The organism is Lysinibacillus sp. RU7, assembly GCF_057837305.1.
In genome coordinates, this window is the sequence record NZ_JBYQFK010000043.1 from 1 (window position 1) to 26,045 (window position 26,045).

Annotated in this window: 30 protein-coding genes; 9 read left to right on the forward strand and 21 right to left on the reverse strand. The window is 35.5% G+C overall.

Annotated features, from left to right (window positions below; all coding sequences use genetic code 11):
- Positions 1-142 precede the first annotated feature (142 nt).
- The gene (locus AC3II9_RS20605; protein WP_489158536.1) at positions 143-475 is read left to right on the forward strand and encodes a YhfM domain-containing protein; all 333 of its coding nucleotides are present in this window, start codon (positions 143-145) and stop codon (positions 473-475) included.
- 411 nt (positions 476-886) lie between these two features.
- Here the strand turns inward: AC3II9_RS20605 and AC3II9_RS20610 are convergent, their stop codons facing one another.
- From AC3II9_RS20610 to AC3II9_RS20620, 3 genes are all read right to left on the reverse strand, one after another.
- The gene (locus AC3II9_RS20610; RefSeq protein ID WP_391373699.1) at positions 887-1,072 is read right to left on the reverse strand and encodes a hypothetical protein; all 186 of its coding nucleotides are present in this window, start codon (positions 1,070-1,072) and stop codon (positions 887-889) included.
- A gap of 13 nt (positions 1,073-1,085) precedes the next feature.
- Positions 1,086-2,282 (reverse strand): class I SAM-dependent rRNA methyltransferase, encoded by a 1,197-nt coding sequence (locus tag AC3II9_RS20615; RefSeq protein WP_489158497.1) that lies wholly within the window; start codon positions 2,280-2,282, stop codon positions 1,086-1,088.
- 260 nt (positions 2,283-2,542) lie between these two features.
- Positions 2,543-3,268 (reverse strand): 3-ketoacyl-ACP reductase, encoded by a 726-nt coding sequence (locus AC3II9_RS20620; RefSeq protein WP_489158499.1) that lies wholly within the window; start codon positions 3,266-3,268, stop codon positions 2,543-2,545.
- A 380-nt stretch (positions 3,269-3,648) separates the two neighbouring features.
- On the opposite strand from AC3II9_RS20620, the gene AC3II9_RS20625 reads away from it, so the two are divergent.
- A complete protein-coding gene (locus tag AC3II9_RS20625; protein WP_489158500.1) occupies positions 3,649-4,026 on the forward strand; it encodes an SLAP domain-containing protein in 378 nt (125 codons plus the stop codon).
- Between the two features lie 197 nt (positions 4,027-4,223).
- Here the strand turns inward: AC3II9_RS20625 and AC3II9_RS20630 are convergent, their stop codons facing one another.
- Together AC3II9_RS20630 and AC3II9_RS20635 are read right to left on the reverse strand one after the other, a co-directional pair.
- The gene (locus AC3II9_RS20630; protein ID WP_489158501.1) at positions 4,224-5,969 is read right to left on the reverse strand and encodes an Ig-like domain-containing protein; all 1,746 of its coding nucleotides are present in this window, start codon (positions 5,967-5,969) and stop codon (positions 4,224-4,226) included.
- Positions 5,970-6,024: 55 nt separating this feature from the next.
- Positions 6,025-7,644, reverse strand: coding sequence for a transglycosylase domain-containing protein (locus tag AC3II9_RS20635; RefSeq protein WP_489158502.1), 1,620 nt, complete (start codon positions 7,642-7,644; stop codon positions 6,025-6,027).
- 91 nt (positions 7,645-7,735) lie between these two features.
- Between AC3II9_RS20635 and AC3II9_RS20640 the strand changes: the two genes are divergently transcribed.
- The 4 genes from AC3II9_RS20640 to AC3II9_RS20655 all read left to right on the forward strand — a co-directional run bounded on the left by AC3II9_RS20640 (position 7,736) and on the right by AC3II9_RS20655 (position 11,269).
- Entirely contained in the window at positions 7,736-9,586 is a 1,851-nt protein-coding gene (locus tag AC3II9_RS20640; protein ID WP_489158503.1) for a hypothetical protein, read from the forward strand.
- Between the two features lie 245 nt (positions 9,587-9,831).
- Positions 9,832-10,596 carry a hypothetical protein gene (locus AC3II9_RS20645; RefSeq protein WP_489158504.1) on the forward strand — a complete coding sequence of 255 codons (765 nt, stop codon included), beginning with the start codon at positions 9,832-9,834 and terminating at the stop codon, positions 10,594-10,596.
- A gap of 207 nt (positions 10,597-10,803) precedes the next feature.
- Complete coding sequence (locus tag AC3II9_RS20650; protein WP_489158505.1) at positions 10,804-10,968, forward strand: HepT-like ribonuclease domain-containing protein; 165 nt, start codon at positions 10,804-10,806, stop codon at positions 10,966-10,968.
- Positions 10,958-11,269, forward strand: coding sequence for a hypothetical protein (locus tag AC3II9_RS20655; RefSeq protein WP_489158506.1), 312 nt, complete (start codon positions 10,958-10,960; stop codon positions 11,267-11,269). Before AC3II9_RS20650 ends, AC3II9_RS20655 begins: the two co-directional genes overlap by 11 nt.
- Positions 11,270-11,481: 212 nt before the next feature.
- Here AC3II9_RS20655 and AC3II9_RS20660 read toward each other — a convergent pair whose 3' ends face one another.
- Entirely contained in the window at positions 11,482-14,733 is a 3,252-nt protein-coding gene (locus AC3II9_RS20660; RefSeq protein ID WP_489158507.1) for an Ig-like domain-containing protein, read from the reverse strand.
- An 85-nt stretch (positions 14,734-14,818) separates the two neighbouring features.
- Positions 14,819-14,998, reverse strand: coding sequence for a hypothetical protein (locus AC3II9_RS20665; RefSeq protein ID WP_489158508.1), 180 nt, complete (start codon positions 14,996-14,998; stop codon positions 14,819-14,821).
- Between the two features lie 265 nt (positions 14,999-15,263).
- Here AC3II9_RS20665 and AC3II9_RS20670 point away from each other — a divergent pair, with 265 nt between their 5' ends.
- Positions 15,264-15,497, forward strand: coding sequence for a hypothetical protein (locus AC3II9_RS20670; protein WP_489158509.1), 234 nt, complete (start codon positions 15,264-15,266; stop codon positions 15,495-15,497).
- Between the two features lie 182 nt (positions 15,498-15,679).
- On the opposite strand, the gene AC3II9_RS20675 is transcribed toward AC3II9_RS20670, so the two are convergent.
- Positions 15,680-17,161 carry a phytoene desaturase family protein gene (locus AC3II9_RS20675; RefSeq protein ID WP_489158510.1) on the reverse strand — a complete coding sequence of 494 codons (1,482 nt, stop codon included), beginning with the start codon at positions 17,159-17,161 and terminating at the stop codon, positions 15,680-15,682.
- A 147-nt stretch (positions 17,162-17,308) separates the two neighbouring features.
- Here AC3II9_RS20675 and AC3II9_RS20680 point away from each other — a divergent pair, with 147 nt between their 5' ends.
- Positions 17,309-17,767, forward strand: a complete 459-nt coding sequence (locus tag AC3II9_RS20680) for a staygreen family protein (protein WP_489158511.1) — start codon at positions 17,309-17,311, stop codon at positions 17,765-17,767.
- 239 nt (positions 17,768-18,006) lie between these two features.
- On the opposite strand, the gene AC3II9_RS20685 is transcribed toward AC3II9_RS20680, so the two are convergent.
- The 3 genes from AC3II9_RS20685 to AC3II9_RS20695 all read right to left on the reverse strand — a co-directional run bounded on the left by AC3II9_RS20685 (position 18,007) and on the right by AC3II9_RS20695 (position 19,019).
- Entirely contained in the window at positions 18,007-18,363 is a 357-nt protein-coding gene (locus AC3II9_RS20685) for a hypothetical protein (RefSeq protein WP_489158512.1), read from the reverse strand.
- 107 nt (positions 18,364-18,470) lie between these two features.
- On the reverse strand, positions 18,471-18,782 hold the full coding sequence (locus AC3II9_RS20690) for a hypothetical protein (RefSeq protein WP_489158513.1): 312 nt from the start codon (positions 18,780-18,782) through the stop codon (positions 18,471-18,473).
- Positions 18,783-18,893: 111 nt separating this feature from the next.
- Positions 18,894-19,019, reverse strand: a complete 126-nt coding sequence (locus AC3II9_RS20695; protein WP_489158514.1) for a hypothetical protein — start codon at positions 19,017-19,019, stop codon at positions 18,894-18,896.
- 302 nt (positions 19,020-19,321) lie between these two features.
- Here AC3II9_RS20695 and AC3II9_RS20700 point away from each other — a divergent pair, with 302 nt between their 5' ends.
- Entirely contained in the window at positions 19,322-20,197 is an 876-nt protein-coding gene (locus AC3II9_RS20700) for a hypothetical protein (RefSeq protein WP_489158516.1), read from the forward strand.
- A 60-nt stretch (positions 20,198-20,257) separates the two neighbouring features.
- Here AC3II9_RS20700 and AC3II9_RS20705 read toward each other — a convergent pair whose 3' ends face one another.
- From AC3II9_RS20705 to AC3II9_RS20750, 10 genes are all read right to left on the reverse strand, one after another.
- Positions 20,258-20,689 carry a universal stress protein gene (locus tag AC3II9_RS20705; protein WP_489158518.1) on the reverse strand — a complete coding sequence of 144 codons (432 nt, stop codon included), beginning with the start codon at positions 20,687-20,689 and terminating at the stop codon, positions 20,258-20,260.
- Between the two features lie 145 nt (positions 20,690-20,834).
- Positions 20,835-21,377 carry an NADPH-dependent FMN reductase gene (locus AC3II9_RS20710; RefSeq protein ID WP_489158519.1) on the reverse strand — a complete coding sequence of 181 codons (543 nt, stop codon included), beginning with the start codon at positions 21,375-21,377 and terminating at the stop codon, positions 20,835-20,837.
- 167 nt (positions 21,378-21,544) lie between these two features.
- Positions 21,545-22,228, reverse strand: coding sequence for a DUF3169 family protein (locus AC3II9_RS20715; protein WP_489158520.1), 684 nt, complete (start codon positions 22,226-22,228; stop codon positions 21,545-21,547).
- Positions 22,225-22,431: a helix-turn-helix transcriptional regulator gene (locus AC3II9_RS20720; protein WP_489158522.1), complete on the reverse strand. Its 207-nt coding sequence runs from the start codon at positions 22,429-22,431 to the stop codon at positions 22,225-22,227. Before AC3II9_RS20720 ends, AC3II9_RS20715 begins: the two co-directional genes overlap by 4 nt.
- A 100-nt stretch (positions 22,432-22,531) precedes the next feature.
- Positions 22,532-22,705, reverse strand: a complete 174-nt coding sequence (locus AC3II9_RS20725) for a hypothetical protein (protein WP_489158524.1) — start codon at positions 22,703-22,705, stop codon at positions 22,532-22,534.
- 197 nt (positions 22,706-22,902) lie between these two features.
- The gene (locus AC3II9_RS20730; RefSeq protein WP_489158526.1) at positions 22,903-23,148 is read right to left on the reverse strand and encodes an NUDIX hydrolase; all 246 of its coding nucleotides are present in this window, start codon (positions 23,146-23,148) and stop codon (positions 22,903-22,905) included.
- 344 nt (positions 23,149-23,492) lie between these two features.
- Positions 23,493-23,729, reverse strand: coding sequence for a GNAT family N-acetyltransferase (locus AC3II9_RS20735; RefSeq protein WP_489158528.1), 237 nt, complete (start codon positions 23,727-23,729; stop codon positions 23,493-23,495).
- A 7-nt stretch (positions 23,730-23,736) separates the two neighbouring features.
- Positions 23,737-23,970 (reverse strand): hypothetical protein, encoded by a 234-nt coding sequence (locus AC3II9_RS20740; RefSeq protein WP_489158530.1) that lies wholly within the window; start codon positions 23,968-23,970, stop codon positions 23,737-23,739.
- A 38-nt stretch (positions 23,971-24,008) separates the two neighbouring features.
- Entirely contained in the window at positions 24,009-24,764 is a 756-nt protein-coding gene (locus AC3II9_RS20745) for a class I SAM-dependent methyltransferase (protein WP_489158532.1), read from the reverse strand.
- 141 nt (positions 24,765-24,905) lie between these two features.
- Positions 24,906-25,568: a nuclease-related domain-containing protein gene (locus AC3II9_RS20750; protein ID WP_489158534.1), complete on the reverse strand. Its 663-nt coding sequence runs from the start codon at positions 25,566-25,568 to the stop codon at positions 24,906-24,908.
- Positions 25,569-26,045: the final 477 nt, after the last annotated feature.

The window sequence follows — 26,045 nt, forward strand, 5'->3', positions numbered from 1 at the left end:
TCGTACTCTCAACTCTAGCGGATACAGATGTTTTTTTGTATTCTTTTTTAGCAAGAACAGATTTTGGTGTTGAGCCTTTATTAGTATATTTTTTATTTTAATTGCAGCTTGTTCAAAAGAGATTGAAATTGAGGGAAATGAGATTTTAGTACAAAAACGTGTTGGAGAAAAGAAGGTATATGAGCATTTCAAAACGATTACCGATCATGCTACAATCGAAAAAGTTGAAGCTATTCTTGAGGATATCCGTTGGGAAAATGCAAAAGTAAGTATGGTATCCTTTCCACATTACAAATTCAGTTTGGAAGGAACCGATGAACAGGCGAAGGTCATTTATTCCCTTTGGATTAGCCCGAACAAAGATAAAGTGGAGCTTGTTGTACAAGGTGAAAGTAAATATGGCCAATTAAGCAAGAGTACATCAGCGGAATTATTTGAGCTACTTACAGGCGAAGAATTATCTGACGTAGAGTAAATAATACGGGATATCGTAAATTATTGAGGTCTATTTACTATGGATCTCCCACCAATTTTATCATTAGATTTTTGACACACTGGCATTCGCATATGTTCTACATAATTTTCAACCACTTCTTTCGTTTCTAATGCAAGTTGAAAATCGTTAAATGATGACGAAAATTGAACACTTTAAATAAGAAGCTTAACCATTATAAAAACTCATGAGCAGTATTGTTACTACCCATGAGTTTTTGCTTATTCATTTTTCATAGCCACCCATTGCCATTTTCAATTATGTCTATGAGGGTTGCAGCTTTTTAGAATTAAAGGACATTCTATTAAAAATAAGAGGGTAGTCAATCTTATACATAGATAGAGGTGTCTAGAAAATAAAACTTTCAAAACCCCTCTCCAATCCTAATCATCGTTAACGTCGCTCTAAATCTTGGTAATCTTTCATATACGGCCCGTCCTCTGCCACATATGAATGATACAATGCCTTTACTGCAAAATTTTTCTCTAAGCCCATTTCAGCTTTTAGTTTTTTTAACTCATCATGTAACTCACGATGTTCATTGATAAGCTTGAGCATGATTGATTTATTATATTTCATTCTATCCGTCCTTTTAGTTGATGACTTGAATAATAACAACTTTTAAATAGTTAAATTCCGGGAAATTATGTGGTACTGTAAAATCCTCGGGCAACTGATGTTGTTCTAGTATTTTGTAGCGTGTATTTGTCTCTTTAAACGCTTTATCAATAAACGTTTTAAATTTTTTCATGTCAAAGCTGGCGTTATTCGTTGAAGCGATTATCACACCATGATCATTCGTAATCGCAAGTGCATCCTTTAAAAGCTTCGGATAATCTTTTGCTGTACTAAAGGTCATTTTCTTTGTCCGTGCGAAACTCGGTGGATCCAGTACGACCACATCAAACTTCAAATCATGACGTTTTGCATAGCTAAAGTAGTCGAATACGTTCATCACTTTAATATCTTGTGATTCATAATCGATCCCATTCACTGCAAATTGTTCGATTGTTTTAGCTAAGCTCCGTTTAGCTAAATCAACACTCGTCGTACTTAATGCACCACCAAGTGCTGCTGCTACAGAAAATGCGCCTGTATAAGAGAATGTATTTAACACGGTTTTGTCGCTTGCATAATGATCGCGTAGTACTTTACGAACATTCCGCTGATCAAGGAAAATCCCTGTCATTGCCCCATCGTTTAAATCAACCGCAAAGTTCATGCCATTTTCCATGACGATTAATGGGAAATCACCCTTTTCACCTGATACGTAATCATCTTGCTCTACATATTGACCGTTCGTATTAAATCGTAGTTTTTCATAAACACCACGTGTATTCAGTGCAATCTTTAACGCTTCATATACGACATCACGGAAAGCATACATTCCTTCACTATACCAGCTCACCATATAGAAGCCATTGAAGAAATCAATTGTTAAGCCACCAACTCCATCACCTTCTCCGTTAAATACACGGAAAGCCGTCGTGTCTTCTGATGCAAAAAAGTCAGCACGTTTTTCTGCCGCTTCACGAATTTTTTTCGTGAAAAAGCGCACATCGATAACTTCTTTTTGTTTGCGTGATAGTACCCAGCCGATGCCTTTGTTTTGCTCACCATAATAGCCTGTCGCCATATAACCACCTTGTGCATCTAATAATTGTACAATCGTTCCTTCTGCAATCGGCACCTCGGGTATGTCTACAGCTTCTTTTAAAATAAGCGGATAGCCATTTTGCATTTGCTTAATAAATTTTGATTTTACGTATATTTCGCGTATTTGTTCCATCGAGTCATCCTAACTATTTCATAATCTATCTATTATTGCACGTTTCACAGGAAAAGGCGAAGAAATTAAGTATTTTATTCTTACGTCCTAAAAGAGCTATATCTACTTGAGCGGCTGGCTTGGAGGTGCACATAAAAAAACAGCCAACTCCTTATTGGATAATTTACGCGGGTTGGCCACACTTTTACGCGTTTCACCTCATTTATCCTAAAAAAGAGTCAGCTATCTATTTTAGATAACTAACTCTCCTAGACATTCATTTAATAAGGATTCGTTGCGATAAAGCTTGCTGTTTTCACGTAAATACGTGGATTTAGCTTTAATTGGTTAACGATGAATTCGGCAATATCTTCTGGTTGCATGATTTTCGAGTCATCGTTTTCTTTAATTAAGTTCGCTTCCATTGCTAAATCGGTTGCTACTGTGCTTGGCGTTAAAGCCGATACGCGAATATTGTTGCGGCGAACTTCTTGTGCCAGTGATTCTGTAAAACCAATGACCGCAAATTTCGATGCACTATAAGCACTTGATGTAGCCGCGCCGTTTAATCCAGCTGTAGAAGAAATATTAATAATATCTCCACCATTTTTTTCGATTAATTGAGGGAGCACGGCACGCGTTACGTAGTATGTGCCCATTAAATTTGTATCAATAATCTGCTTCCACTCCGCTGGATCCATGTCCATCACCTTACCGAATGTACCCGTTCCCGCATTGTTTATTAAAATATCGGCAGGCCCTAAATCGTTTGTTAGTGAAGAAATCGCTGCATCGACTTGTTCTTTTGATGAAATATCAGCCGTTGCATATGCTACTTTCACGCCTAAGCTTTCAATTTCAGTAGCAACTTCCTTTAATGTTTCTTCTGTTCTCGCAAGTAACCCTACGTGTACGCCCTCTTTTGCTAAGTAAAGCGCTGTTGCTTTTCCAATTCCTCTTGCTGCACCCGTTACAAATGCTACTTTTCCTTGTAAATTTTGTGCCATTTTAAGCAGCTCCCTTCCAAAATATCTATAAAATCCATTTTCATTATACTATGGTAAAATATTTTTTGCTAAAAGCTCGCATTGCATTTGTATTAAAAAGTTAAGTTTTCTCGCTTACTATTTTTTTATCTTGCAAAAATAATCATCACTTTTTTTTGCACTGATTTCGCTATTTAACGAAATCGACATACGACTTATAAATAATTAAGTGTCAATTCTCTTGGTTGGCGCTTATTTACAATTAAGTTGTATATGAAATTACGTATATTTAAGTTTTGCTGTTTTTTAAATGATGGAAAAATAATTTCTTACACAAAAACAATAACATCCCTGGCCGCTGTCAGCTATGTTACACTAACCGTATGAAGGAGGTTGCCCATATGCAACAGCTACAATTTGAAGCATCTTGGGACAAAGCATTGTCCACGCAAGACCGCGAGCATATTAAAAAACTTTTTAATGAAACAAAGCAGCAACATTATTCTACGATTGTTTTTGCTCCGATTCGGGAGGCCATCAATCATAAAAATGAGCTATTAATTACTGTATTAACACATAATTTCACACTATTTCCGCTCATGTTCGAGAACACACGACTCGTCTATTTGAATGAACAAGGGATTTTAGCAGAGAAGGAATTTACACTACCTGCACTTACGATCCCACCACAAACTAGCATGCCATGGACATTTATTTTTCCCCAAGGTAGCTATACACCAGAAACTTCTCTTTGGAATGGACGATTAGAAATCCAATAGCGCCCCTAAAAAAAGTAGATGCCTGAACGCATAGGCATCTACTTTTTCTTTTTAGACTATCGCTTGAACTACTTTCATTCAGTTACATCATAACGAAATTTTTTAGATATGTGTCTTGCTTTCCTCATGCCCGAGAGTTTTACTGGGCAACGCGTTAACATTACATAAAAAATGCACAGTCATCTCATGCAGACTTACTAATAACTAAATTTATTAATTATAATGCCTTTTTGTTCAAGTTCTTGTTTAAGACTTGGAGTCAGCAATGATTCTTCGATTGTAATTTCTTTTAAAGCTGGTAACTTTAACAAATATGATAAATCGTTCGTCGCATTGCCATAAAAATTGTAAATACTCAATGTTTCTAATGCTGTTAACGTTTCAATACCATTTAGGCTGTCGATAGTTGACCAACTCAAATCGAGTGATTTTAATTGTGACATATTTTGTAAAGACGTTAAATCTGTTAGCTGGCTATCGGAAACTGTGAGCTCTTCTAAATTTTGAAGTAATTCTAAACCATTCGGTATCCCAGTTTGATAATATAGTTCCAGGCTTTTTAACTTAGGTAGATTTTGCAGCGGAGCAAGACTTGCAGATGTATCCTCACCAAGTTTAAATTCAACTAAATTTATAGCCTTTTCTAGACCTGTGAAATCATTAATATTGCTCCAAATATTTATATAAGTCAGGGTTTTCATATCTGCCTCTGAAATACGTTGACCGTTATATTTTCGAAGCGCATCTCTTACTTCTTCTTCTAAACTATTACTATTAAACGTAACTGTCGGTGTTAAATCGACAGTTTTGAATGAATAGAAAATCGACTCTTTTAGCCCTTTTTGGTTTGCTGACTTTAATACAGGACTGAAATAAATAGAATAAACACTATGTTGCTTATAGCTTTCTTGCGGCGTAATTGCTAATGTTTTTGAATCTAATAATTTTAAATTCACATCAACTAAATTGAAAGAACTGTCACGAACTTGAATGTTTTCATTATTTACTAAATTTAAATCAACATCATCGCTGAAACGAATCTTAAACTGATAATCTAACGGAACTTCCGTTTTGTTCGTTACTTCATAATCTGTATCTTTTTGCTCCCACTTTTTCACGATTTTCGAATAATCATAATCTGATGGGTCCCATTCATCACCAAAGTTTACATATGTACCATTTGCCTCTAAGTGATACAGTAGTTGTAAAGATTCTGCATTTAGTGGGTTATTTTTTACATTAATATATTCAATACCACTTCCAATAAACTTTGCAAGTGGTGTAATATCTTTAATAGCATTGTTTGATAAATCGATGTGATATACTTTTTCTGTTACATTTAAATTTGCTAATGGCGAAATATCTGTTAGTTTATTATTATTTAGTTGGATAGACTCAACATATTGGAAAGTATGATTTTTCCATCCAGATAATTCATTAATGTTTGTTAATTCATTCCCAGAAAAATCAATGTTATCAATGGCTCTTGTTTTAGCTGATAACGCGATTTTATCAATTCCCTTTAACGAAGTGAAGGCATTATTAGGGAAATAGAAATATACTCTATCTGTTACTGTCCAACTTTGTAGTGGACTTAAATCACTTACATTTGTATTGCTTAAAGCAAGTTTTGTCAATGAAATATCTTTTAAGGGTGTTAAATTTGAAATGGGATGATTAGAGACATCTAAATATTTTAAATTCTTAGCATGTTGTAAGCCTTCTAATGAGTTAATGCTTGGCTCTGTTTCATCCCAACGGTCTAAATAAAGTACTTCTAAGTTTTCTAAATCTGCAATTGTTACGTTTTCTAACCCTTCATGCTGTTTAATTATATTTTCCAGTTGCGGGTCCATTGAAAAACTTGCAGAAAAAGAGTATTGTGGGACAATCATAATAAGCATTGCGACAATAATTCCTAAAGATAAAAATTTCTTACGCATATAATTCCTCCTTTTCATTGTTAAACCGTGTTTATGCGGCTCCTTTCTTTATTTTTTATCTATAAACGGATTGCAGAACTGCTTCGTATAATTTTACAGCTCCATCTCCACTAGATACCGCTAATCCACCTTCCATTGGTGTTTCATCAAATCCAATCCATACTGCGCTTGTCATATTCAAAGTTGAACCGATAAACCAAATATGCTCACTTTTATCTGTTTGTAATGGATTGGCCATCGTACCTGTTTTACCTACAGTCATATATGGTAGCTTCAATTGACTTGCTGTACCTTCGTTAACAACAGATGCTAAAAGTTCTGTCATTTGCTTTGCTGAGAAGCTCGTAATAATACGCTCAGACTGTATTTCATAGGATACTTGCTGTTCATCTTTCACGATGGTTTGAATCAAATGTACATCATTCATCACACCATCATTCGCAAAAGCACTATAGGCTTGTGCCATTTTCGCTGGACTTACGCCATTTACTAAACTACCTAAGGCAATTCGTAGCTCCTCACGTTGCTCTATTTCAAAGCCAAATTTTGTAGCGTATTCTTTTCCTTTTTCCAAGCCTATTTTATTTAAAAGCCATACTGCTGGCACATTATAAGATTGCGCAAACGCTTCTTGTAAAGTTACATTACGTCGAAATGCCAAATCATAGTTTTTCGGTTTATATCCATTAAAATTGAAGGGCTTGTCTGGTAGAATCGACTGCGCAGTATAGCCCATTTCTAAAGCTGGTGCATAGACACTAATCGGTTTAAACGTCGAGCCAGGTGGTTTTTCTAATTGTACTGCACGATTTATATCGAAATAACGCGACTGAACACCACCGTATAAAGCTAGAATATGGCCATTTTCATGATTGGCTATAACAACCGCAGCCTGCACATCCGGGGCATCAGCTGTTTTATAATCTTGGAAATGATATTGATTCACCGTTTGGTCTACTCTTTTCTGTATGAGTGCATCAATAGTCGAATATATTTCATATGGCTGTAAATAAAGATCTCGTTCTTTTATAGAAAACTTTTGTATTTCGCTATATAGACCTGTGACGACATCATAATATGGATAGTCTGCTTTACTTACTAATTCAAACGTTGGCGCTTGTGTGCTCAGACCAAATTTTGAAGCCATTTTTTTATAATCAGATTGTAAATTTCCGATTTGAACATGCCCTGTCTTTGCATACTGCGCTTCTACAAGTAATAGCCGAAGCAATTGTTCATCAGTTAATTTCTTTACATCTATACCATAATAGGTTCTAGATGCAGTATGTAAACCAAAAATACCGTACCCCATATAAGCTTGTGTATAGTAATTGTTATAGAGCTTTTTTTGAATAAACGGCATTTTTAATAATATGTTCAGCGCTGTTTTCTGAAGGCCGTTTGCTTCTTTTTTTGTTATACTCTCCACAATAACCTGATTGTCTGCTAATTGCTTTATCATATGTAACCACGAGCTAGAAATTGGAATTGATGCATTTTCATCATATATAGGTACTAAATTAGTTAAAATATTTTTTTCACCATCGTATATTGTTGTTGCGTGCTGTGAAAATAGCTCATGCTTCTGTGTTGATAAACCCGCCATTCCATATGCAAAAAAGCCAATTACACAACCTAATGCAATTGCTAGAATAATTAATAGTTTCTTTTTCATTTGTTTTCCCTTTTGTTGGATTTACAGTAGTATTATAGTATAATTTACAATAGTTTTGTAGTACAAAAATAATAATATCAAGGTGAAAGATATGAAAGATTACCTTTATGGCATTTTGTTTTTTATATTACTTATAGGTATTTTGATGGACGGTCTTTTTTTTGATCAAGCGTTTTTTGTCATTGAGGCTGTTCTGTTTTTGATGTTTTTAATTCATACACTGTTTATTCTCATCACAAAAAGAGCGATTCCGATTTTCCCCTTGCTTCTCTTTATTTTCCCAATAAGCTGTATGCTATTTTTATTTACTTCCGATGAAAATATATTTGGCACATATCAAGAGCTATTACGCTTTTCAGCTTATACATGCTTTTTCTTTATGCTTTATTCCATATACAAGGAGAGAAAAATACATCAAGCAATGGAAAAAAGTGCGATATGGCTAGGTTTATGTATTTCTATTGTGAGTTTGCTTGTATATTTTCAGTGGATTCCATTTAATTCTTGGATTGTAAACAATCGTATCGGTGGACCGTTTGAATATCCAAATAGTTACGGGGCAGTAATGGGAGCCTTTTTTATTTATACGCTCTACTTGTTTATTCATAAAGCAAACAATATAAAAGCTACTCTGCTTGCTCTCAGTATGTTTTCATTTCCCGTACATCTTTTCCTATCGGGATCCATCGGGGCAATTGGGGCGACGTTCATTGTATTCATCGTTTCTTTATTTTTCATTTCGACAGATAAACAATGGCTTGCACTATTTTACTTTGTGACAAATTGCGCTATTGCATTGCTAATTTATGCCATTCGCGATTATACAATCGTCATGGTTGTTATTTATATACTCGGAGCTTACAGTATGACGCTCCTCGTCAAAAAAGTGCCCATGTTTCCATCAAAAAGTGAGAAATTTTTACCGTTTTGGCTTTTACCTTCTGCACTTCTTATACTCGCAATTGGTACTGTTTTAGGATTACAACTACCTAAACAACCAACCGCTATCGAAAGGCTCCTCATGAGCAAAGATGCTCTGCAAATTATTGCACAACATCCATTCGGTATCGGAGGAAATGCGTGGGAAATGGTATATGGCACTTATCAAAGGTATCCTTATATTGCTTCTGAATTACATAATGGCTATTTAAACTTTCTTGTGGATTGGGGAGTTATTGGGGTTGCGGTTGTAATTGCAATCATAAGTCTCGCTATTAAGCTGTGTGTTACATATAAGGTGAAGTTTTCAGCACCACCATTATTGTTTTGTGCTGTGATTTTATTACATGCGACAATTGATTTCACTCTGTCTTTTGGGAGTGTGTGTTTTTTATTATGTTGGCAGTTTTGTCTAGCCATCCAGCCTTTAAACAAAATGGGAACAACGAAAAAGCGACTCATACTTATTCCAATTATGTTACTCACATGTTTTACGTTTTTGATGAGTTCAAAATTTGCTTATGCAGAACTACTGAATAAACAGTGGTCGTCCAGCTTACCTGTAACGGAAGCTGCTACATTATTAGAAAGAGGGATGGACGCTAACCGTTATGACCCAGAGCTTCAACGGCGAGCTGGAGCACTATATGCACGATTATACGTTATGACAAATGAAGAGGACCTAAAAGAAACAGCACTTGTTCACTTACAAAACAGTGAAAGCCTTCAACCATCTAATAGCAAGCTAAAACTACAATTAGCCGAAAGCTATAAGCTATTAGAAGAAAACGAAAAACTTTTAGATTTAATGTTACGAGGCATTGATACAGACCCTTTCCAAAAAACATTTTATGATGAAGCATTTGCAGTGCTCGAACAGTTCAACGAAACAGAAAAAAATAGAAGCATCAAACAACAAGTATCCAAGCAATACGAACAAACAAAAGAACGTTGGCAAAACATGAATTTGTCTAATCGGTACAACGCAAAGGATTTTAATTAGGCTATGTAAAAAGCCCTCAAATAAAAGTTTGTTTAATAACGGAACCACCTAAATTGTTGTCACACCAACATTCTAGGTGGTCCTTTTCATAAATGGTCCCTACTTATGATACCGTTCCTCATTACAAACTTAAATGTCTTTTATGTCCCTGAATTCCTTCTATCCCCATAATCCAAGTAGCTACATACCAAAAATTAGTTTACACTTTAAAAGAAACCATTCAATTCGAGTTAGGGGGCGATCATTTGAGTCCAGGTGAAAATATTTATTTTTCTCTACTTGGTTTTGGTGTACTAATGGCAATTATGATCATTTGGCTCATTTTACGAAAGCGAAAAAAACTGGTGATTGGCATTACAAGTGCTTTAATTATGGGCTATGCTAGCTACTATCTTTACTACCCTACATTAAAAGTGAACACGCATGCAGAACGCTATCAACAACTCGAAGCCTATTTGGAAAAAACATATCCCAAGAAACAACTCGCCATTTCCCCACAACATTATGAACCAGGATATACCGTCGGGGAATTCCAAGTAAATGATAGTAAAACACCTTCAATAGGTGTGACATTACGTGTAGATCAAGATGGACAAGTATCCCAATTTGCTACTTGGTCCAATACAAGTTATCCAACGCAAAAAGAGCTATGGCGAGAAATTGCATTCCATTACGTAGAAAACTATTCATTAGATAAAGAAATCGCTAAAGTTACGAAGAAAGCTGAATGGATAGATGGTGAACTGACAGTATTTGCTCTAACGATTAATGATGCACCATCCATTGCCATTTTTAATTATTCAAATGAGGGTTACAGCTTATTAATATTAAAAGAAGGCGAACGTGGGCAATTTGTTTCTGTGGAATTAGAAGTCTATTTATTCATATATATTGATGAACACTACCAAGGCAAAGATGTTACGATTCATTCTGAAACTGGTGGCTCATATACGCTCAACGCTTTAGAACAAAAAGGACAACTAATTGTAAAAAATAAAAATGATTCATAGAGTGAGGAATAAGCCTACCCGAGTGGCAATAGGCTCGTTTATATGTTCGCAGTAAACTAGCTTTCTTACACGTATATCAATATGGATGTAAGAAATGCATAAAAGGCATTCCTTAAAAAGTGAGAGCTTATAGTATGTACGCAACATTAAACGAACAGCGCGCTCCTATCATCAAAGCGATTAAAGAACGAAGAAGTGTATTTGATAATGAATGACGTCATCTTAAATAAAACCGTAACTATAGTTGGCTTCCGTAATATTGCTGTCCATGATTACCAAGCATTAAAGCTTGATATTTTAGAGGCGATTTTAGAAACGCATATTGATGATTTTAAGGAATTTATGAAGGTGGTTTTGCAGCTTGAAACATAGTTATTTTAAGTTAAATGAACAAGATATTTTATACATTGTGAAGGATTTTTTATTGCAACAATTAAATTCAGAACAATCACAAGGAAACCTAGCTCTAGTACAAGCTTCTAAAGACGAACTCCATTTAGTCGCAGCATTTTCAAATATTAAGGACGACTCAATCCAACAATTAGATTTACAATCACTTGGCAAGACAATTGACTTTAATGGGCCTATATCCTCTTTAACAGATAGTAATTTTATAGATACAAGTTCTACTGAAACAAAAGAAAAAATTCAACAACTGTTACAAAAATTATAAATCTCAACAACCGGCTAATTAGTCGGTGACTCAACATCAAATCACTTATCTTTAGCATCTTCTAGGAGTTTCTATAAAGCTATCAAACATTACTTTGTTTACTAGAGACTTTTTGTATTCAAAATAGAGGTTCTAGTGATATCCACATGAAAACAGCCTACATTAGTAAAAGTGCCAGCCTACAACAAGGCCAGCACTTTTACTTTACTGAACTATTTTGTTACATACTTTACATCATAATGATTAAATCGTTCCATCCAAGTTAATATAGATTTTGGTAATCTTTTTTTGTAGTCTGGATTGTTTGTATAATAATGAACTGAACCATCATTAATGACTGCCCCGTAGAGATGCCCGTCATCACCAATAATAATGATCCCCTCCATTATTGTGAATAGTCCTCTAACTGCACCTGTAATAACCTTACCTTTTACTTCATCATCATAAGGGTCTTTAGAAACTAATTGCATACTTTCATAAAAGAGTTGATAATCCGCACCTGTCAGTTCATGAAACTTCTCATTCACAGTTTTATCATCAATTACAAATGGATATAAGGATTCTTCAATTGGAACTGGATTAAGTGCAAATTCCCCATCAAAGAATGTACTTAATCCAGCACAAGCTGTTGTTTGTTCAATATCGATCGCTTCTCCCTTATGAGTAAATGTCAATTTGCATGCTGAATCACCGTCAGTGAAGTACGCTGTGTTGCCCATAATTCGCGCTGTTCCTTCCATGAAGTCAACATGAGCCCCGCTAGAAACATGTAACTCAAAATCAAAGGTAGATAATTGAACGTTTGTAATTTTTAATATTCCACGGTTGAATGAAAGTTCCCTTGTCCATTCTCCCTCCCAATTTTTAAGTTGCTGTTCAACTTTAACAAAATAGTCAGGTTCCTTTATCCAACGATCGTATACAATGTTGCCATCTTTAAGATAATTATCACCATATAGTATAGAGTCTCCTACTTTTTCCAAAAGTCCTTTTTCTAGATTAATACGGTAATTTTCAAAATTATAAGAGTAATCACGATGGTTAGAGTATTCGACATTTTGTATTGTATCCGAATTAATGAATTTCGGAAGAGGTGTAGATACAGTAGAATAGCCTGTTGTATCTCCTTTAAATTTCAATTTAACTAATTTACCTTTATAAATACCATAAAGTTTTAGGAAGTTATCATTTACTGTCATCTTTTCAGATAATACTAGTAAATCAAATGCCGAATCTGTTTTCCCTTTAATAACGGAAACCATATCCTTTCTTCCGATTTCACCGATACCTAAATCTTCATTGAAGGTATAATCCTCTACCTCTTCTTTTTGCCATAATGCCGTTTTACTACCAACCTTTTGAAGAGCAAATCCATAGTCACCGCGATAAGAACCGTAATTATCTAAATTTTCACGTTTAGGGATCATATAAAGGGTATACTTATCTCCTTTTTCATCCTTAATAACCGTTTTATATCGAGCTTTTGCTAAATCTTCTGCAGTTGCTACTTGAAGGCCTGAATCAATTACAATTGGGATTTCAGCTGTCTTTTCAGTTTTTCCTTCTTTATATCGAACGGTTAATTTGAATTCTTCATTATCATCAACATTTGATGCAGCTAATACATGCGTATTGTCTATAACTTTTATCATTGATGGATTACTAGATTCGACAGAAATAAATTTCCATTTATTTTTTTCCTTTAAGTCTTCCGTTTTATTTAGCATTTCATAATAATCAAAGAAGACTCCCTTGATGGTTACTGGTTGGGATTCACCTGGCTTTAGTAAAATTTCTTTTGGTACCGATAAACCTTCCAATTGTAAGCATGTATTCTTTACAAATTCCTCAAATGGATTTTCCTGTTTGAATACTTCAACATTCAGTAAAGTCTTCTCGTAATTGAACCAAGAAACTTCTAGATTTGCAACTAGCTTACTTTTAATATAACTACCAGGTTCATAATTATAGCAAGCAAGAGATGGCTCTATGTTACTATCTTCTTTTGAATCAATACTCAACTTCGAGCCAAGTCCAGCTTTTACTTGAAATTTACTATATAAGCCAATATCATTTTCAACTCCACCCGATAAAAGGTTGACAAATACTAAGTATGCATCTAAAAAACCACCTGCTCGAACATTCGATTCCCCTTTCCCTCCAACAAAAAATCCTAAATCATTTTTTGAGTGGAAAATTGGCGTAACTTTACCGTCCTCTGCCAAGCCTCCAAGCGTCATTTCCGAATTCCTACTAATAGTAGTAGAAATGTTTCCTTTAAAGTCACCTTCAATAAAGAATCCTAGTTTTACTCTTGCACCAAGACCACTTGTACCAATTGGAACAGTCACATAACCAATTTCTACTTCTTTCTCAAAATATTCAGGTACTAAATCTTTATGGATATCTTCTAAACTAAAATTACCACCAACCCCTAAAGAAACAGTAAGTTGCTCTTCCGTAGCAGTTGTTAGTGCCATATTAAATCTTTCTAATTTTCCTCCTTTAACTTTTTTATCAAACTCCACTACCGGTTTTTTATAAATCAGCTTACCATTTATCGTAATAGGTAACCCACTATCTGTTTCGACTTTAAAGTTGTTAAACTCTACCTCGATTGCCGTGACGCCCTTTCCATCCTTTACAAATTTACCATTTATTTCTTGCATGGGATTAAAGGTTGCAGAAGGTTCTATTTTACTTTTTGAAGATAATGTTTCAACATAATTTACACTTCTTACAGAGACGTTTTCTGGCACATCCGATACATGTTCAGCAGTAATCGGGACACTTTGAGAAAGTTCCAAATCCTTTAATATTTCATCGATTTTTGGTTCTTCTGTAGTAAAAATCGTAGTGTCTCCTGTACTTTCAATAGATACAACTCTCTTAATTACACCTAAAGGATTCTCTTCAGTTGGTGGTAATTTAATGAGATTACCTATAACAATTGGTTGTTCGTTATTGCTATTGTCTATACTAATAATATTATTATTTAAATTTTTAATAATACTATTATCAATCTCGTTGATTTCCTGTTTAAAATCTATATTCTCGACTTCCTTCTTCTCAATTTTGAATCTTAAAGAGACTGGTTGATTAAGTGGAACATTCCTTGAAGATTTTATATTGTTGCTAATATTTAATTCATATAGCTCCCCAGATTTGTATCCACCAACGGGAGGTTCTACGATGATATTGTAGCTATCCTTCCCACTGATTTTTACATCTACAGATTTCCCATTAGAATCTTTTACAATAATATTTTTAGTAATGTCGTTAAAGTTTATTTCCGAATTAAACGTAATTGTCCATATTTTGTCGGCTGGGACACTCAAATCTGATACTGGCCAAATTTTAACTTCACTCTCCGCGAAAGATTTACTTGGTGGAAAAAGCAAGGCAATATTAAATAATAATAAAATAGATAAATAAAGTAGGATTTTTCTAGATAAAGAATACATACTAATCTCCTTTCATAAATGAATATTTTAATAGACATTACCACTTAATATCGTACAACAGGTTCATTCTATCTCTTGCTTTTGTTTATATAGCGCCGTAACCTTCTATTTCAATAGTTAAGAATTCTATTAAATTTGTTAAATAAACTTCATCTGACAATTTTCTATCTTCGTCTGAATTTATTTTCAGGAGAAACAACTGACACTTGTGACAAGTTAAAGCCCGACATGTCACTTCTAAAAAATATACATCACACTTTTTCATCTATTCACCTCCAAAACTCAATACTTTCAGACTACCAAAACAAGAAATTTTTTACAATAAGTATTGTAATTAATTAGCCAGCTATATACTGTGTTAAAATAGTAAATTAAACAAACTCACTTATGTGATAATTGTTGTGATTTCTTTACTTTATACCGAGAAATATATGTATTTTATGGAAACAAAGGGTTTTATTAGGAGTTAAATATTATTAATTATATAACGTTAAATAATGTAGGAAATGATAAATAATTAGGGGGTGTTAATGGAAGTTTTCAAATTATTTTCTATCGATATGTTCATCTATAAATTTTTCGAAACCGAAAAAACAGAAGAAATTAGCCGTAGCATAAGTGGTGCTCCATTTTGGGTTAATATGATTTGGGGCATTATCGCTGAACTCCCCTATCAAGTAAGAAAGACAATCTATATAATCCTTTTATTTCTTTGTAGCATTTTATTTGGCGCACTATTTGTTGGAACTATCATGAATGAATAAAATATAAATACCACCTAAAACGTTATCAAATCAACATTCTAGGTGGTGATATATGTGCTACCAAATGCAATTAAACAACTATTGATTAAAAAGTTAACGCAAGCAGTTGATCCAGCAAGCATCTATAGAAAAAACGGAAGAAAACTTTCCTTCACCAAGGTGGCATCTTTTGCTTAATCAAATCAAGTTAACGGGTGGGCTTGCGTAATCGCTCGCGCCGCATAATAGCCACTTAGTGCGGAGGATAGCGTACCTGGTCCTGGAAATGATTGTTCGCCTACAATGTACAATTGCGGTAAGGATGAACGCACGCTTCTAGGTTTTACGACAGCATTTCTTACTGTTAAAGGAAAACCACCTACACCCGATTTTCCGATAAATTTTTTATACGTTAAGGGCGTCCCTGCTTCTGCATAGATTAAATAGTCTTCTATATTCACGACTTTTTGAATTTCTGACAAGGTTGCCTCGGTTAATTGTTGCTTTTTCACTTTATATTCTTCTTTTGAATATTGTTCCCACTGCTCCACATTTGCATGAATGGAGCAAGTCATCATGATTTCTCCATCAACTCGTTCATTATGTTGATTGTACGCTGGTTGGAAGGTGACATATACAGGGCCGTGTCCGTCTGAAAATAACACAGCATGTTCTTTACTTGGTACAATTTGAAGGGCAAAAGGAAGCTGCCTTGCGTTTAGCTCCTGATGCCAAAATGCATCGTTCAGAAGTGCATCTACCCGAAAAGCCCCCCAAGAAAATGTCTTAGATTCTGCATGACTCGTACCTCGCCCAAAAGAAATACCTGTATTATTAATGACTATATCATAGGCTCCATTCCGCTTCTTACTCGTCACATGCCAATTTTTCTGTTCATAAACCAGTTCTTTCACAGGAGAAGCTACAATCACTTCACCACCAAGCTGGACAATTCGTTGTGCTAATGCTTCGCTTAATTGCCCCATTCCCTTGTCGATGTAGAAGCTCCCTCTTCTATAAATCGTTAATGCTAGACTAGATGGCAATAACGCCGCTTTGGTGCAGTCGGTTTGTGCCGCATCCATTAACTGTGCATCCAAAAACTGCCGTAGTGGCTCATAGGATTGTAGGTTGTATTTACGCAATAAATCCTCTACTGTCCATGTCGCGTAGCGTGCCAAACGTAGCATCAATTTTGGATGAGCAAGAGCATAGCGTGGTAATTGACCTAAGTCATACATACGCCGAATCGGCATGGAAACCCCTGTGGCTGTCACTGCATATACTATTTCACTGATTTGTTCGAGTTTTTGCCAAAAGCTGCTGACAGCTTGTCTTCTTTCAGGTAATGCATGTAAAAGTTCTTCATCCCACCTTGTCGCATCTCGATAAATCGAAATTTTGCGATCTTGTAATATGACGTCCATAGGATGATGCAACATATCGAATGGTAGCTTTAGTTGGAGTTCGTTAAATAATGTGTCCAATAAACCACGTTCCTCTAATCCAAAGGCAATCGTCGCACCTGTAGGAAAAATACGTCCTTTTCGCGCATACCAACCTGCAGACCCACCTACTGTTGTCGCCTTTTCCAGAACGGTTACACTATAGCCTTTTTGAGCTAATAGGGCCCCTGCCATTAACCCGCCAACGCCAGCACCAATGACACAAACGGTTTTACTCAAGAAGATCCCCTCTCTTCCGTTCTAAACGTTTCATGATTTTTTCCAATCTTACGTAATTATAACGCTGCTCAATAATAAAAGGAATATGGACAATGCGGGCTCAAATAGGATTTCACTGATTAAAAAAAGCCAATTGGAGGTGATTGCTTGAGTAAATTTAATCCAGAAAAACTATCTGTAGAATACAGGCATGGTGTTACTGCTACGGAACCTGTTATTCCAAGACGTTACACACTCACTCACTCGGATTTAACGGGCGATTTATTTTTAACAATTGGAACTCATTATGCCTGGGATAAAATCAATCCTACAATGAGAGATGAAGTATTAGGTGAATGGAAAACAAACGGAGGTTTCTTATATTACTGTGTTTATGTATATATCGATCAAGGAGAATATGACCAAAATACAGCAGCAAAACGCATGGCCATATTCCGGCGTGAATTACCACTTGCCTTAACAGCTATTCGATACGGCGATAGATTTTTATTCGACGCATACCCTAATCTAAATCATGCCCCCATCATAGTGAACTATATGTCCACCTATCCTCAGTTTGCTAGACAAGAACATTGGGGGACTTTCCAAAGTTTTGCCATAAACTGATTATCTATTACTTTATTTAAAAACTTATTTGCATTCCAAATGAAGCTTTTATTAATCCGCACTTACTTATGACCAGTTCTGTGCAACAAGTATAAGTGCGGTTTTTTATTTTAAGCTTTCTTATAAAACAAAGGGCGATGATAGTATGCTAAGTAAAGACTCCGAATATTGATCCCATGTCTTCAACTTTTCAACACTATAGTTTACAAAGTAATCCTGAGCATTCCCTTTATCATCTATTACTCAGCTTCTAAAATAGCTTCTATCTCTATCCAATGTGTAGGCTGTCCTTCAGCAACATCTAACATAAAATCAATTTTCACAATAATATTATCAAATGTATAAGTACCTTCAGTTTCACTATACAAATTAACATAATCTACACTGAAATATTTATAGCCGTCTTCCTCTTTATAACACCATACTTCATCAGCTTTCTGTACATCCACACCGAAAGATTGTAGAAATTTCACTAGCTTTATATTTCTCACAATCTTTTCAGCATAAAAAAGACAGTTTTCACAACCGCAATGCTTTTTGTCACCCACACTGTATTTAGTAGAAAATATTTTTTGATTTTGTGCCTGAACAGTCATCTCAATTCTTAATCCCCCAATAAACATTAATCACCTGTTCCAGAAATCATTCAGGCTGTTTTTACATCACTCTATTTCAAATGGGCGATTATTCCCTAATTAAAAATCTACGGTTCCCACTTAGGATCTACATACAATACTTCAATTTCATAATCTCTCATGCCATGTACGTCGAGTAACTTTCGGAAATAGACTTCTGTTTCACGTATAACATGTGAGTTGGCTGTATACACATATAGAATGTGGTCATCGTAGTACCCCATTGCATGCACACCTAACAAGTCACTTGCTTCATCAAAAATGTCAGCATCAAAAAATCGTTGCTCGATCGTTTCTGATTTGCTTTCTGTTAACACATTGGGCACGATATAATGCATCGCCGTAAAGATGATAGAAAGACCTAACGTCCGCTTTTTCATAGTAGTCACTCCCGCAATCCATGTACCTTCCATTTTAAAGGAAGCACCTTCCAAAAACTAGGCGGCAACACTTTTCATCATAAAAAAATAACAGCAAGACGTATCCTGCTGCTAGTTCTCTCCTTTTTCTTGTTGCATGTTCTTTTTTTGTTTGTCTGCTCGAATGTAGGTCATTTCTGCCGATACTAACATCCATACAACCACCCCAATTACTAATGCAAGAATTACAAATTTCATGTCATTGCCTCATTTCATTTCTTTCTTTTATTATAATTCGTCCATATCCCTTTCCCCACCCTATTTCATGTACAAATAATGAACTATATTTTCCATTAGCACAAATTTGCGCGAAAATTCTATAAATGTACGTTTTTTTCTCGTTTATACATTTTTTACTTTCATATTTGATTAGTGAATTGCGAAAAGGTCCCATTTACGATAAATTTATAATTATATGACTTTAGTATTAAAATAACCATTTCACCAATAGGGTTAAATGTATCATTTATTATAAAAATAATGTATTGGAAAGGTGACATATGACTAGTATAAGCATAATGATCGCAAAGGAAGCTTATGAACAGCAGTTAGAAGCGCAGTTATTGTCTGTCGGCATTCTCAGGTATTGGGATGGAAAGGTGATTTCTTCAAGAAAACTAATTGAAACTCCTCAATTTTTTGAAACAGAAGATATGATTTATAAAGAATGGTTTGATTCTGTTTATGATAGCTATCACTTCTATAAAGGATTTGATTCATTAGAAGAATGTGTAGCCTATATTTCCCAAAGTCCTTATGATAACGCTACTTATAAAATTGTTCGATTTCTCGATATGTTTTACGCCGTTGTCTATGAAAATACACAGCATCAACAAGTAGTTGGAAAAGATGTTTCTTATTACACAAAAAACAAATTATTCTTATCGTCGCCACGTCCACAGCATAGTTCAATAGCTAAACAGCGTGTTCGCCTTCCGGTTATTCCACTCATTTACCATGAATTAATGGTATTTGATTCAAACTTGCGTGTATATGAACTAACAGAAGCAGCACCAAATCAATTTGTAGAAGGCGACGCCCATGATTTAATGCCTTATATCGTATTGCTCGGTATTACGTTTAAGGATATATGGTATCCATGTACGACGCCGCACAGCATTGCTCATAGTCGTGCTGCATTAAATATGTATTTTAACGATGGACATGACCTTATGCTGTTCGGGAAATATGTAAATGCTATCGCGATTAATCCTTTCCAGCGGCTCATTTGTTTTGCAAAGGGACGTATTGAACATTTCCAAATGGATATAGATGATCGAAAAACGCCACCACGCCGTCTTCCATATCGTGAAGTAAAACGGTTCCATGATATGGTTCATATTCGCCCCATCAAAGAGCATAAAGAATTGATTTAATCTATTTAATAGAAAAGCTGCCCCTTAGTTGTTTATCGCCCAACAAGGGTGCAGCTATTTTTATTTTTCGTTACGCACAACAAGTACGTCACAGTTTGCATGACGGACAATGCGTTCCGATACGGAGCCGAGCATTAACTTTTCTACTCGGTTTAAGCCTGTCGCACCAATGACGATTAAATTCATGTTAGGTAAATTCGTTAAAATTACTTTTGCTTTTCCTGTCTCCACCTTCGTATTGACATGTTCCACACCAGCTTCATGTGCTTTTGCCTTTAATTCACCCATTTTCACTTCATACTCTTGTTTTAACTTTTCCGCATACTTCGCATCATATGCTTCCACTGTACCGAATGAATGTGTATCAACGACACTAATTAAATGAAGTGTCGCGCTGTTTTGTTTCGCAATGTCCACCGCGCGCTCAAATGCATCAATCGATTGCTGTGAAAAGTCGAGCGCTACAGCAATATTTTTATAACTACTAATCATGGAATAGCCTCCTTTATCTACCTTCTATTATACCAAACGTAAGTTAATTTTACCCATCATAGAGAATGTTTTCTGTGAATTTAATAGCGGATTTATCATAAAAAAATCTGCAAGCTCGTATAGGCAGCTTACAGATTGTTATCTTTTAACGAATGGTTTTTAAAGCTGTTGTCCACGGAATTAATTGATCTAACATTTGATTAACAGAGTCAGCCTGTACATCTTTTGGTTTAAATACATTGCCGTTTTCAAAATCCGTGAATAATGACAATGCTGGATGTACACGCACATCTGCCACTAATAATTCCCCTAAAATACCGCGTAAATGCTCCGTTGCACGGGCACCGCCGACCGAGCCGTATGACACGATTCCCGCTGCTTTGTTGTTCCATTCATCCCGTAAGTAGTCTAATGCATTTTTTAATGCACCAGTGATGGAGTGATTATATTCTTGTGCAATAAAAATAAACCCATCCTGTGCATTAATTACTTTTGACCAAGCGGCTGCCCCTGAAGCGTCTACACCTGGTTCGCCTAATAAAGGTAATTTATAATCAGCAATATCAATAATTGTGTAGTTGGCATCACCGCGCTTATCTGCTAGCTCTTTCACCCATTTTCCGACTTGCGGGCTGACACGTCCTTCACGTGTTGAACCTAAAATGATGCCAATGTTTACTGTTGTCATGATTTTTCCTCCCTTTTTGTGTGCCGAATGATTTCGTAACGAGGCTCATTGGGCATTATTTACTTCCGTTTGTTTATGTATACATACAAACCTCGAATGCGCATACGTCCATACAAATAATTATGCCATCGCACTTTTCATACAGCACGATGGCACAACACATATATCTAATATTTCTTCGGTTTTAAATTGGATGCATGGTAAATTTGCATAAACAGCAAAATAGCACCCAGCCCGATAATGCTCATTAATTGCGAGTTTCCTGAGAAAACGGAATAATACATTAACGCAAAACATAATAAAACGATGAAAAACAACAACGTATAATACAATTTATAAAAGCTTTTTAACATTAAATGCTTTTCTCCATCATCAAAACTATCAAATAACTCTTGTTGATAGGTTGGTGAATTCGGATCAGGTAGTTTATATTCGGGATTTACATAGCGGTATAAGTGAACGGCAGCTACTTGTGCAAAAAAGGACACTGCACATAAAATCATAGCATAGAGAACAAGCTTTGGATTCGAATCACGCGCTACGATAAAGCCCCCAGTCAATGCCACAAAAGAAACAGAAAATGGGATTTGTAGCCACATTGCCATCGAATAACTTGCTCGTTCTAACATAACCCGCCGCTCATCTTCTTGCTCTATATCGACTGGTGTCCCTCTCTTACTTTTGATATACACTGCATACAAGCTTGTGATCAATAAACCGACGAGGCTCACCAAATTAGCTATGTATAGGCTATTGTACGAGATTGTTTCATGTGGGGCTACTCCTACCCATTGACTGAATGCATAAACAAAGAGTACAGCTAAGACCATCGGCATCAAATACTTCTTCATAATAATTCCTCCTCCGTAAATAGAAAGACATGTTCAATCGGTTCGTTAAAAACTTTTGCAATACGTGCAGCAATAAGTAAGGATGGCATGTACTCTTCACGCTCAATTAAACTCACAGTTTGCCGTGAAATTTTGGCTCTTTTTGCGAGTTCCGATTGATTTAAGCTATCCCGCGCACGCAATTCTTTTAAGCGACTCTTCATATAATCACCTCAGCATCATTGTATATAAACCTTTAATTTTACCAGAAAATAAACCCTTATTAATAGGGTCTAGATTATTATATAAGAACTTTCAAAAATTTTAAGAAAATAAAATATGGTCTTGCCCTAATCCAGTATAATCTTTTCCTAAACATATCGAAAAGCCCATTGATTCGTGAAAAGCAATAGAGCCTTCGTTCATTGGAGATGTGATGTAACGAACCGTATTGAAAAAGAATGTATATAGTTCTTTAGCTAATCCTCTCTTTATCACTACAGGATTGACGCCTACAAAATGTATGTATGCTTCATTCGGATGTGTTGGTGAGACAAATCTAATGATAAATCCATATAAACAGGCGCAGCAATAAATGCGTCATTTGCTGCCCACCCCACCAAACATTCACTATATTGATGGCCTGGTAATAACCTTCCTGTACATTCATGCGAATTTCCATTTACTCTATTCCTTTAATTAACAATTGGAAACGATTTATTTTGTGCCCAATCAAGAATAAATTGTTGTTGCCTTTGGTTTAACTGGTGGGGCAATTCATGCTTACAAAAAAATCGTAGCTCGTTACTTTCTATGTCATTTGGCTTGAGCTCAGTTGCATAATGGGCTGCTGCAAAAATAATTTGCACACTATAAACCTGATTTTTATTTGGATATTCAACAAAACAAGCTTCACCAGAATAAATGCCCAATAACTTCAAGTCGGCTACATCTAAGCCTGTTTCTTCATATGTTTCTCGTATCGCCGTTTACTCAAAGGGCTCGCCAATTTCCATTGTGCCACCTGGAATACACCAAGTATCTTGATCGATCCGATTGAGCAACATTTCTTCCATTATCTTCTGTGATCACACCACAGCCAACAGTCAATAACGTTTCATGCCCAATCCATTGCCCCATCTTTTATATACACTACATCACGTCTACTCACCGTCTCCCTCTTTCTGTTCGTGATTTTCCATCTCACTTTCCCCTTGATATATGTACTTTTTTATAGTGTGTCCTAAACAAAAAAACCGTTACTGCTCTAGTAACGGCTACTTAATCATTCCAACATCAAATTCATTTTTCTACTCATACTTTTCATGCCAAGGCCTTCATAAAACGAAATAGCGCTTTGATTAAATTCCCATACATTCAATTCTACACTTTGTACATCTTTTTCCTTCGCCCAAGCAATACAGGCTTCAAATAGCTTTTTACCAATTCCTTTTCGTTGGTCGACGATCTTAACACCAAAATCGTTTATATAAGGCAAACTTTCTTGGAACGAGTGAATCAAATGGTGGTTACGATTCTAAACTAATAACCGCAAAACCGACTATTGTTGCATTTTCTGTTGCAATTAAAATATCACTAGCCTCGTCCTCTAGTAATTGTTGATAATACGAGATTAGCATGACTTTTTGTACATTTTTAAACAAGTATGGTAGTGCCTCTACATGCACATTATGCCCCTCTTTTACAATGGCATTCACTGTTTGAAAATCTGCTATTGTGGCTTTTTCAATTTGGATTTCCATACTGCTTTCCCCTTTATACTAATTCCCTAATTTAATCGTTACCTTTTTACTGCTTCATATGTTACTATTTGTTCTACATCTGTTGGATAATTATTATATTGATAATTAGATGAAATGATAATATCTTCAAATCCTATTTCTTTTAAAATAGAGCGAAACTCTTCCACCCCATACCACTTTAAGGGGAAGTGTTCGAGTTCTGTATCGACCAATTTAGAATTTCTCCATTTTTGATATTTATGATGAGTCACCGTAAATTGATTTATTTGATCCACATCGACCAATATCTCTTCTAATGTAATCGTGTCTCCTTCAGGCGTTTTTATCACCCTCGTCGAAACATAGCCTTGCTGAAAAGATGTTGGAAGGAAAGTATCTATTATTATGCGCCCTCCCATCTCCAAGTGATCATAAAAACACCTTAAAGCATTTAAAGCATCTGCCCTTTGGTGTAGCAATAAAAATGACCCAGTGGGAACAATAATCGCTTCATATTTATGGTCTAATACAAAATGACTCATATTTAATTTATGTAGATTCGGAGACAGACCTCTTTCCGCACAATGTTTTTCACATAAATTTAGCATGTCCTCAGAGAGATCCAACCCTTCCACATTCAGCCCCTTTTCTACTAAAGGGATTAAGATACGCCCATTCCCTACAGCAGGCTCCAAAATTCTTCCCTTAATCTCTTTTAATCTTTCAAAATAATACTCTACATCCCCAAATGATCTGCCAATAAATTTATCTATATCATATACTTCTGTAGAAAGTTGACCGTAAAAACTAACCATTTCTATGCTCATCTCCTTGAATATCTGTATCGTTTTCGTTTAACATGGAATCTTTTTCATATTTTTCTTCCGACAAAAGAAACTCTTTAGTGATATAAACTTAAATAGGTTATCAGCCTAGATATATATCCGCCCCCTTGATTATCGCTGATATTTTTGAATCGACTCACGATGCTCCTGAACAATGCGCTCATCTACCTGTTCGTATTGTTTTAATGCATCATACATCGCTTGGATTTGAGCAGTTGTAAAAATAGCTTTTCGATATTTTATCATTTTTAAAAGAAGTTCTTTCAACTCTGGACGTTTCATGACATATGTTCTTTCTTGCGTAAACTCAACTTCTTTTAATTGACATCGTTCACTAAATACAACTAGATTGATAAACAAATTTTGTGGTAATGCAGGTAGGACATGCTGCAATGCACGAATATGCCCTTCATTTTGCTTAATCGGATTGTAAAAAGAATATTCCTTCCCATTCGGAAACACTTGTGTCCAATTTTTCTGCTCACCATTCCCGTAAATCCATGCACTATAATTTTTCGACTCGACGACATAAATGCCTATCTCATGGATAAATACTAAATCAACCTCTGTGTAGCCGCCTCTCTTTTTTGGAATATACATATTAAATAACGTACGGTATTCTCCAGGAATCGCATTCATCTTGAAAAAGGATAAATATTCACCTGTTAAACCCTTATCAAACAACACTTTTAATAATGAATTTCCTGTTGCCTGTTGATATACTCTATTGGAATCAATCGTTTTAGCTATTTTCTTCATTAATCCTTTAAACATATCACATCTCCTCCTTATCTACTTTACTCGTAATGAGCAAAAATACATCCTAAAAATACCATTAGGGTAATAAAAGATATTAAACTAAAGTGGTATCGTCGCCTCCGCGCTTTGCCACAGCCTACAAAGGAGCTAAAACAGGCGTGGCCTGTTTGGATCTCCTGTTCCTGCTCCTGACGCTTCGCTTTCGTCGCAAAGAGAATCTTGGCTCCTGTGGCTATGGCGCGCTACGGCAAAAGTGAATACTTCTCGATATTCTAGAAGAACATTTCTCTTCTCTAAAAGAAACTGTTTTCTTTCCTTTTATGCGTATAATCTGCTCCGCTTTTTCTGTAATTAATGAGAATCTTTCATTATTTTTGAGCAATCGATTATTGTATTGAACAATAGTTGCTTGTAACGGAGGCACGAGACCATAGCTGTATACTTAACAAATTGAGGTTGAAATCTCCTTTAAGTTGGTAAAGATAACTAACA

What these genes read in the sequence shown, in the direction of transcription:
- AC3II9_RS20610 (WP_391373699.1), bottom strand. Translation starts at nt 1,072, where the DNA reads ATGAAATATAATAAATCAATCATGCTCAAGCTTATCAATGAACATCGT.
- AC3II9_RS20615 (WP_489158497.1), bottom strand. Translation starts at nt 2,282, where the DNA reads ATGGAACAAATACGCGAAATATACGTAAAATCAAAATTTATTAAGCAA.
- AC3II9_RS20620 (WP_489158499.1), bottom strand. Translation starts at nt 3,268, where the DNA reads ATGGCACAAAATTTACAAGGAAAAGTAGCATTTGTAACGGGTGCAGCA.
- AC3II9_RS20625 (WP_489158500.1), top strand. Translation starts at nt 3,649, where the DNA reads ATGCAACAGCTACAATTTGAAGCATCTTGGGACAAAGCATTGTCCACG.
- AC3II9_RS20630 (WP_489158501.1), bottom strand. Translation starts at nt 5,969, where the DNA reads ATGCGTAAGAAATTTTTATCTTTAGGAATTATTGTCGCAATGCTTATT.
- AC3II9_RS20635 (WP_489158502.1), bottom strand. Translation starts at nt 7,644, where the DNA reads ATGAAAAAGAAACTATTAATTATTCTAGCAATTGCATTAGGTTGTGTA.
- AC3II9_RS20640 (WP_489158503.1), top strand. Translation starts at nt 7,736, where the DNA reads ATGAAAGATTACCTTTATGGCATTTTGTTTTTTATATTACTTATAGGT.
- AC3II9_RS20650 (WP_489158505.1), top strand. Translation starts at nt 10,804, where the DNA reads ATGAATGACGTCATCTTAAATAAAACCGTAACTATAGTTGGCTTCCGT.
- AC3II9_RS20660 (WP_489158507.1), bottom strand. Translation starts at nt 14,733, where the DNA reads ATGTATTCTTTATCTAGAAAAATCCTACTTTATTTATCTATTTTATTA.
- AC3II9_RS20665 (WP_489158508.1), bottom strand. Translation starts at nt 14,998, where the DNA reads ATGAAAAAGTGTGATGTATATTTTTTAGAAGTGACATGTCGGGCTTTA.
- AC3II9_RS20670 (WP_489158509.1), top strand. Translation starts at nt 15,264, where the DNA reads ATGGAAGTTTTCAAATTATTTTCTATCGATATGTTCATCTATAAATTT.
- AC3II9_RS20685 (WP_489158512.1), bottom strand. Translation starts at nt 18,363, where the DNA reads ATGACTGTTCAGGCACAAAATCAAAAAATATTTTCTACTAAATACAGT.
- AC3II9_RS20690 (WP_489158513.1), bottom strand. Translation starts at nt 18,782, where the DNA reads ATGAAAAAGCGGACGTTAGGTCTTTCTATCATCTTTACGGCGATGCAT.
- AC3II9_RS20695 (WP_489158514.1), bottom strand. Translation starts at nt 19,019, where the DNA reads ATGAAATTTGTAATTCTTGCATTAGTAATTGGGGTGGTTGTATGGATG.
- AC3II9_RS20700 (WP_489158516.1), top strand. Translation starts at nt 19,322, where the DNA reads ATGACTAGTATAAGCATAATGATCGCAAAGGAAGCTTATGAACAGCAG.
- AC3II9_RS20705 (WP_489158518.1), bottom strand. Translation starts at nt 20,689, where the DNA reads ATGATTAGTAGTTATAAAAATATTGCTGTAGCGCTCGACTTTTCACAG.
- AC3II9_RS20710 (WP_489158519.1), bottom strand. Translation starts at nt 21,377, where the DNA reads ATGACAACAGTAAACATTGGCATCATTTTAGGTTCAACACGTGAAGGA.
- AC3II9_RS20715 (WP_489158520.1), bottom strand. Translation starts at nt 22,228, where the DNA reads ATGAAGAAGTATTTGATGCCGATGGTCTTAGCTGTACTCTTTGTTTAT.
- AC3II9_RS20720 (WP_489158522.1), bottom strand. Translation starts at nt 22,431, where the DNA reads ATGAAGAGTCGCTTAAAAGAATTGCGTGCGCGGGATAGCTTAAATCAA.
- AC3II9_RS20740 (WP_489158530.1), bottom strand. Translation starts at nt 23,970, where the DNA reads ATGGAAATCCAAATTGAAAAAGCCACAATAGCAGATTTTCAAACAGTG.
- AC3II9_RS20745 (WP_489158532.1), bottom strand. Translation starts at nt 24,764, where the DNA reads ATGGTTAGTTTTTACGGTCAACTTTCTACAGAAGTATATGATATAGAT.
- AC3II9_RS20750 (WP_489158534.1), bottom strand. Translation starts at nt 25,568, where the DNA reads ATGTTTAAAGGATTAATGAAGAAAATAGCTAAAACGATTGATTCCAAT.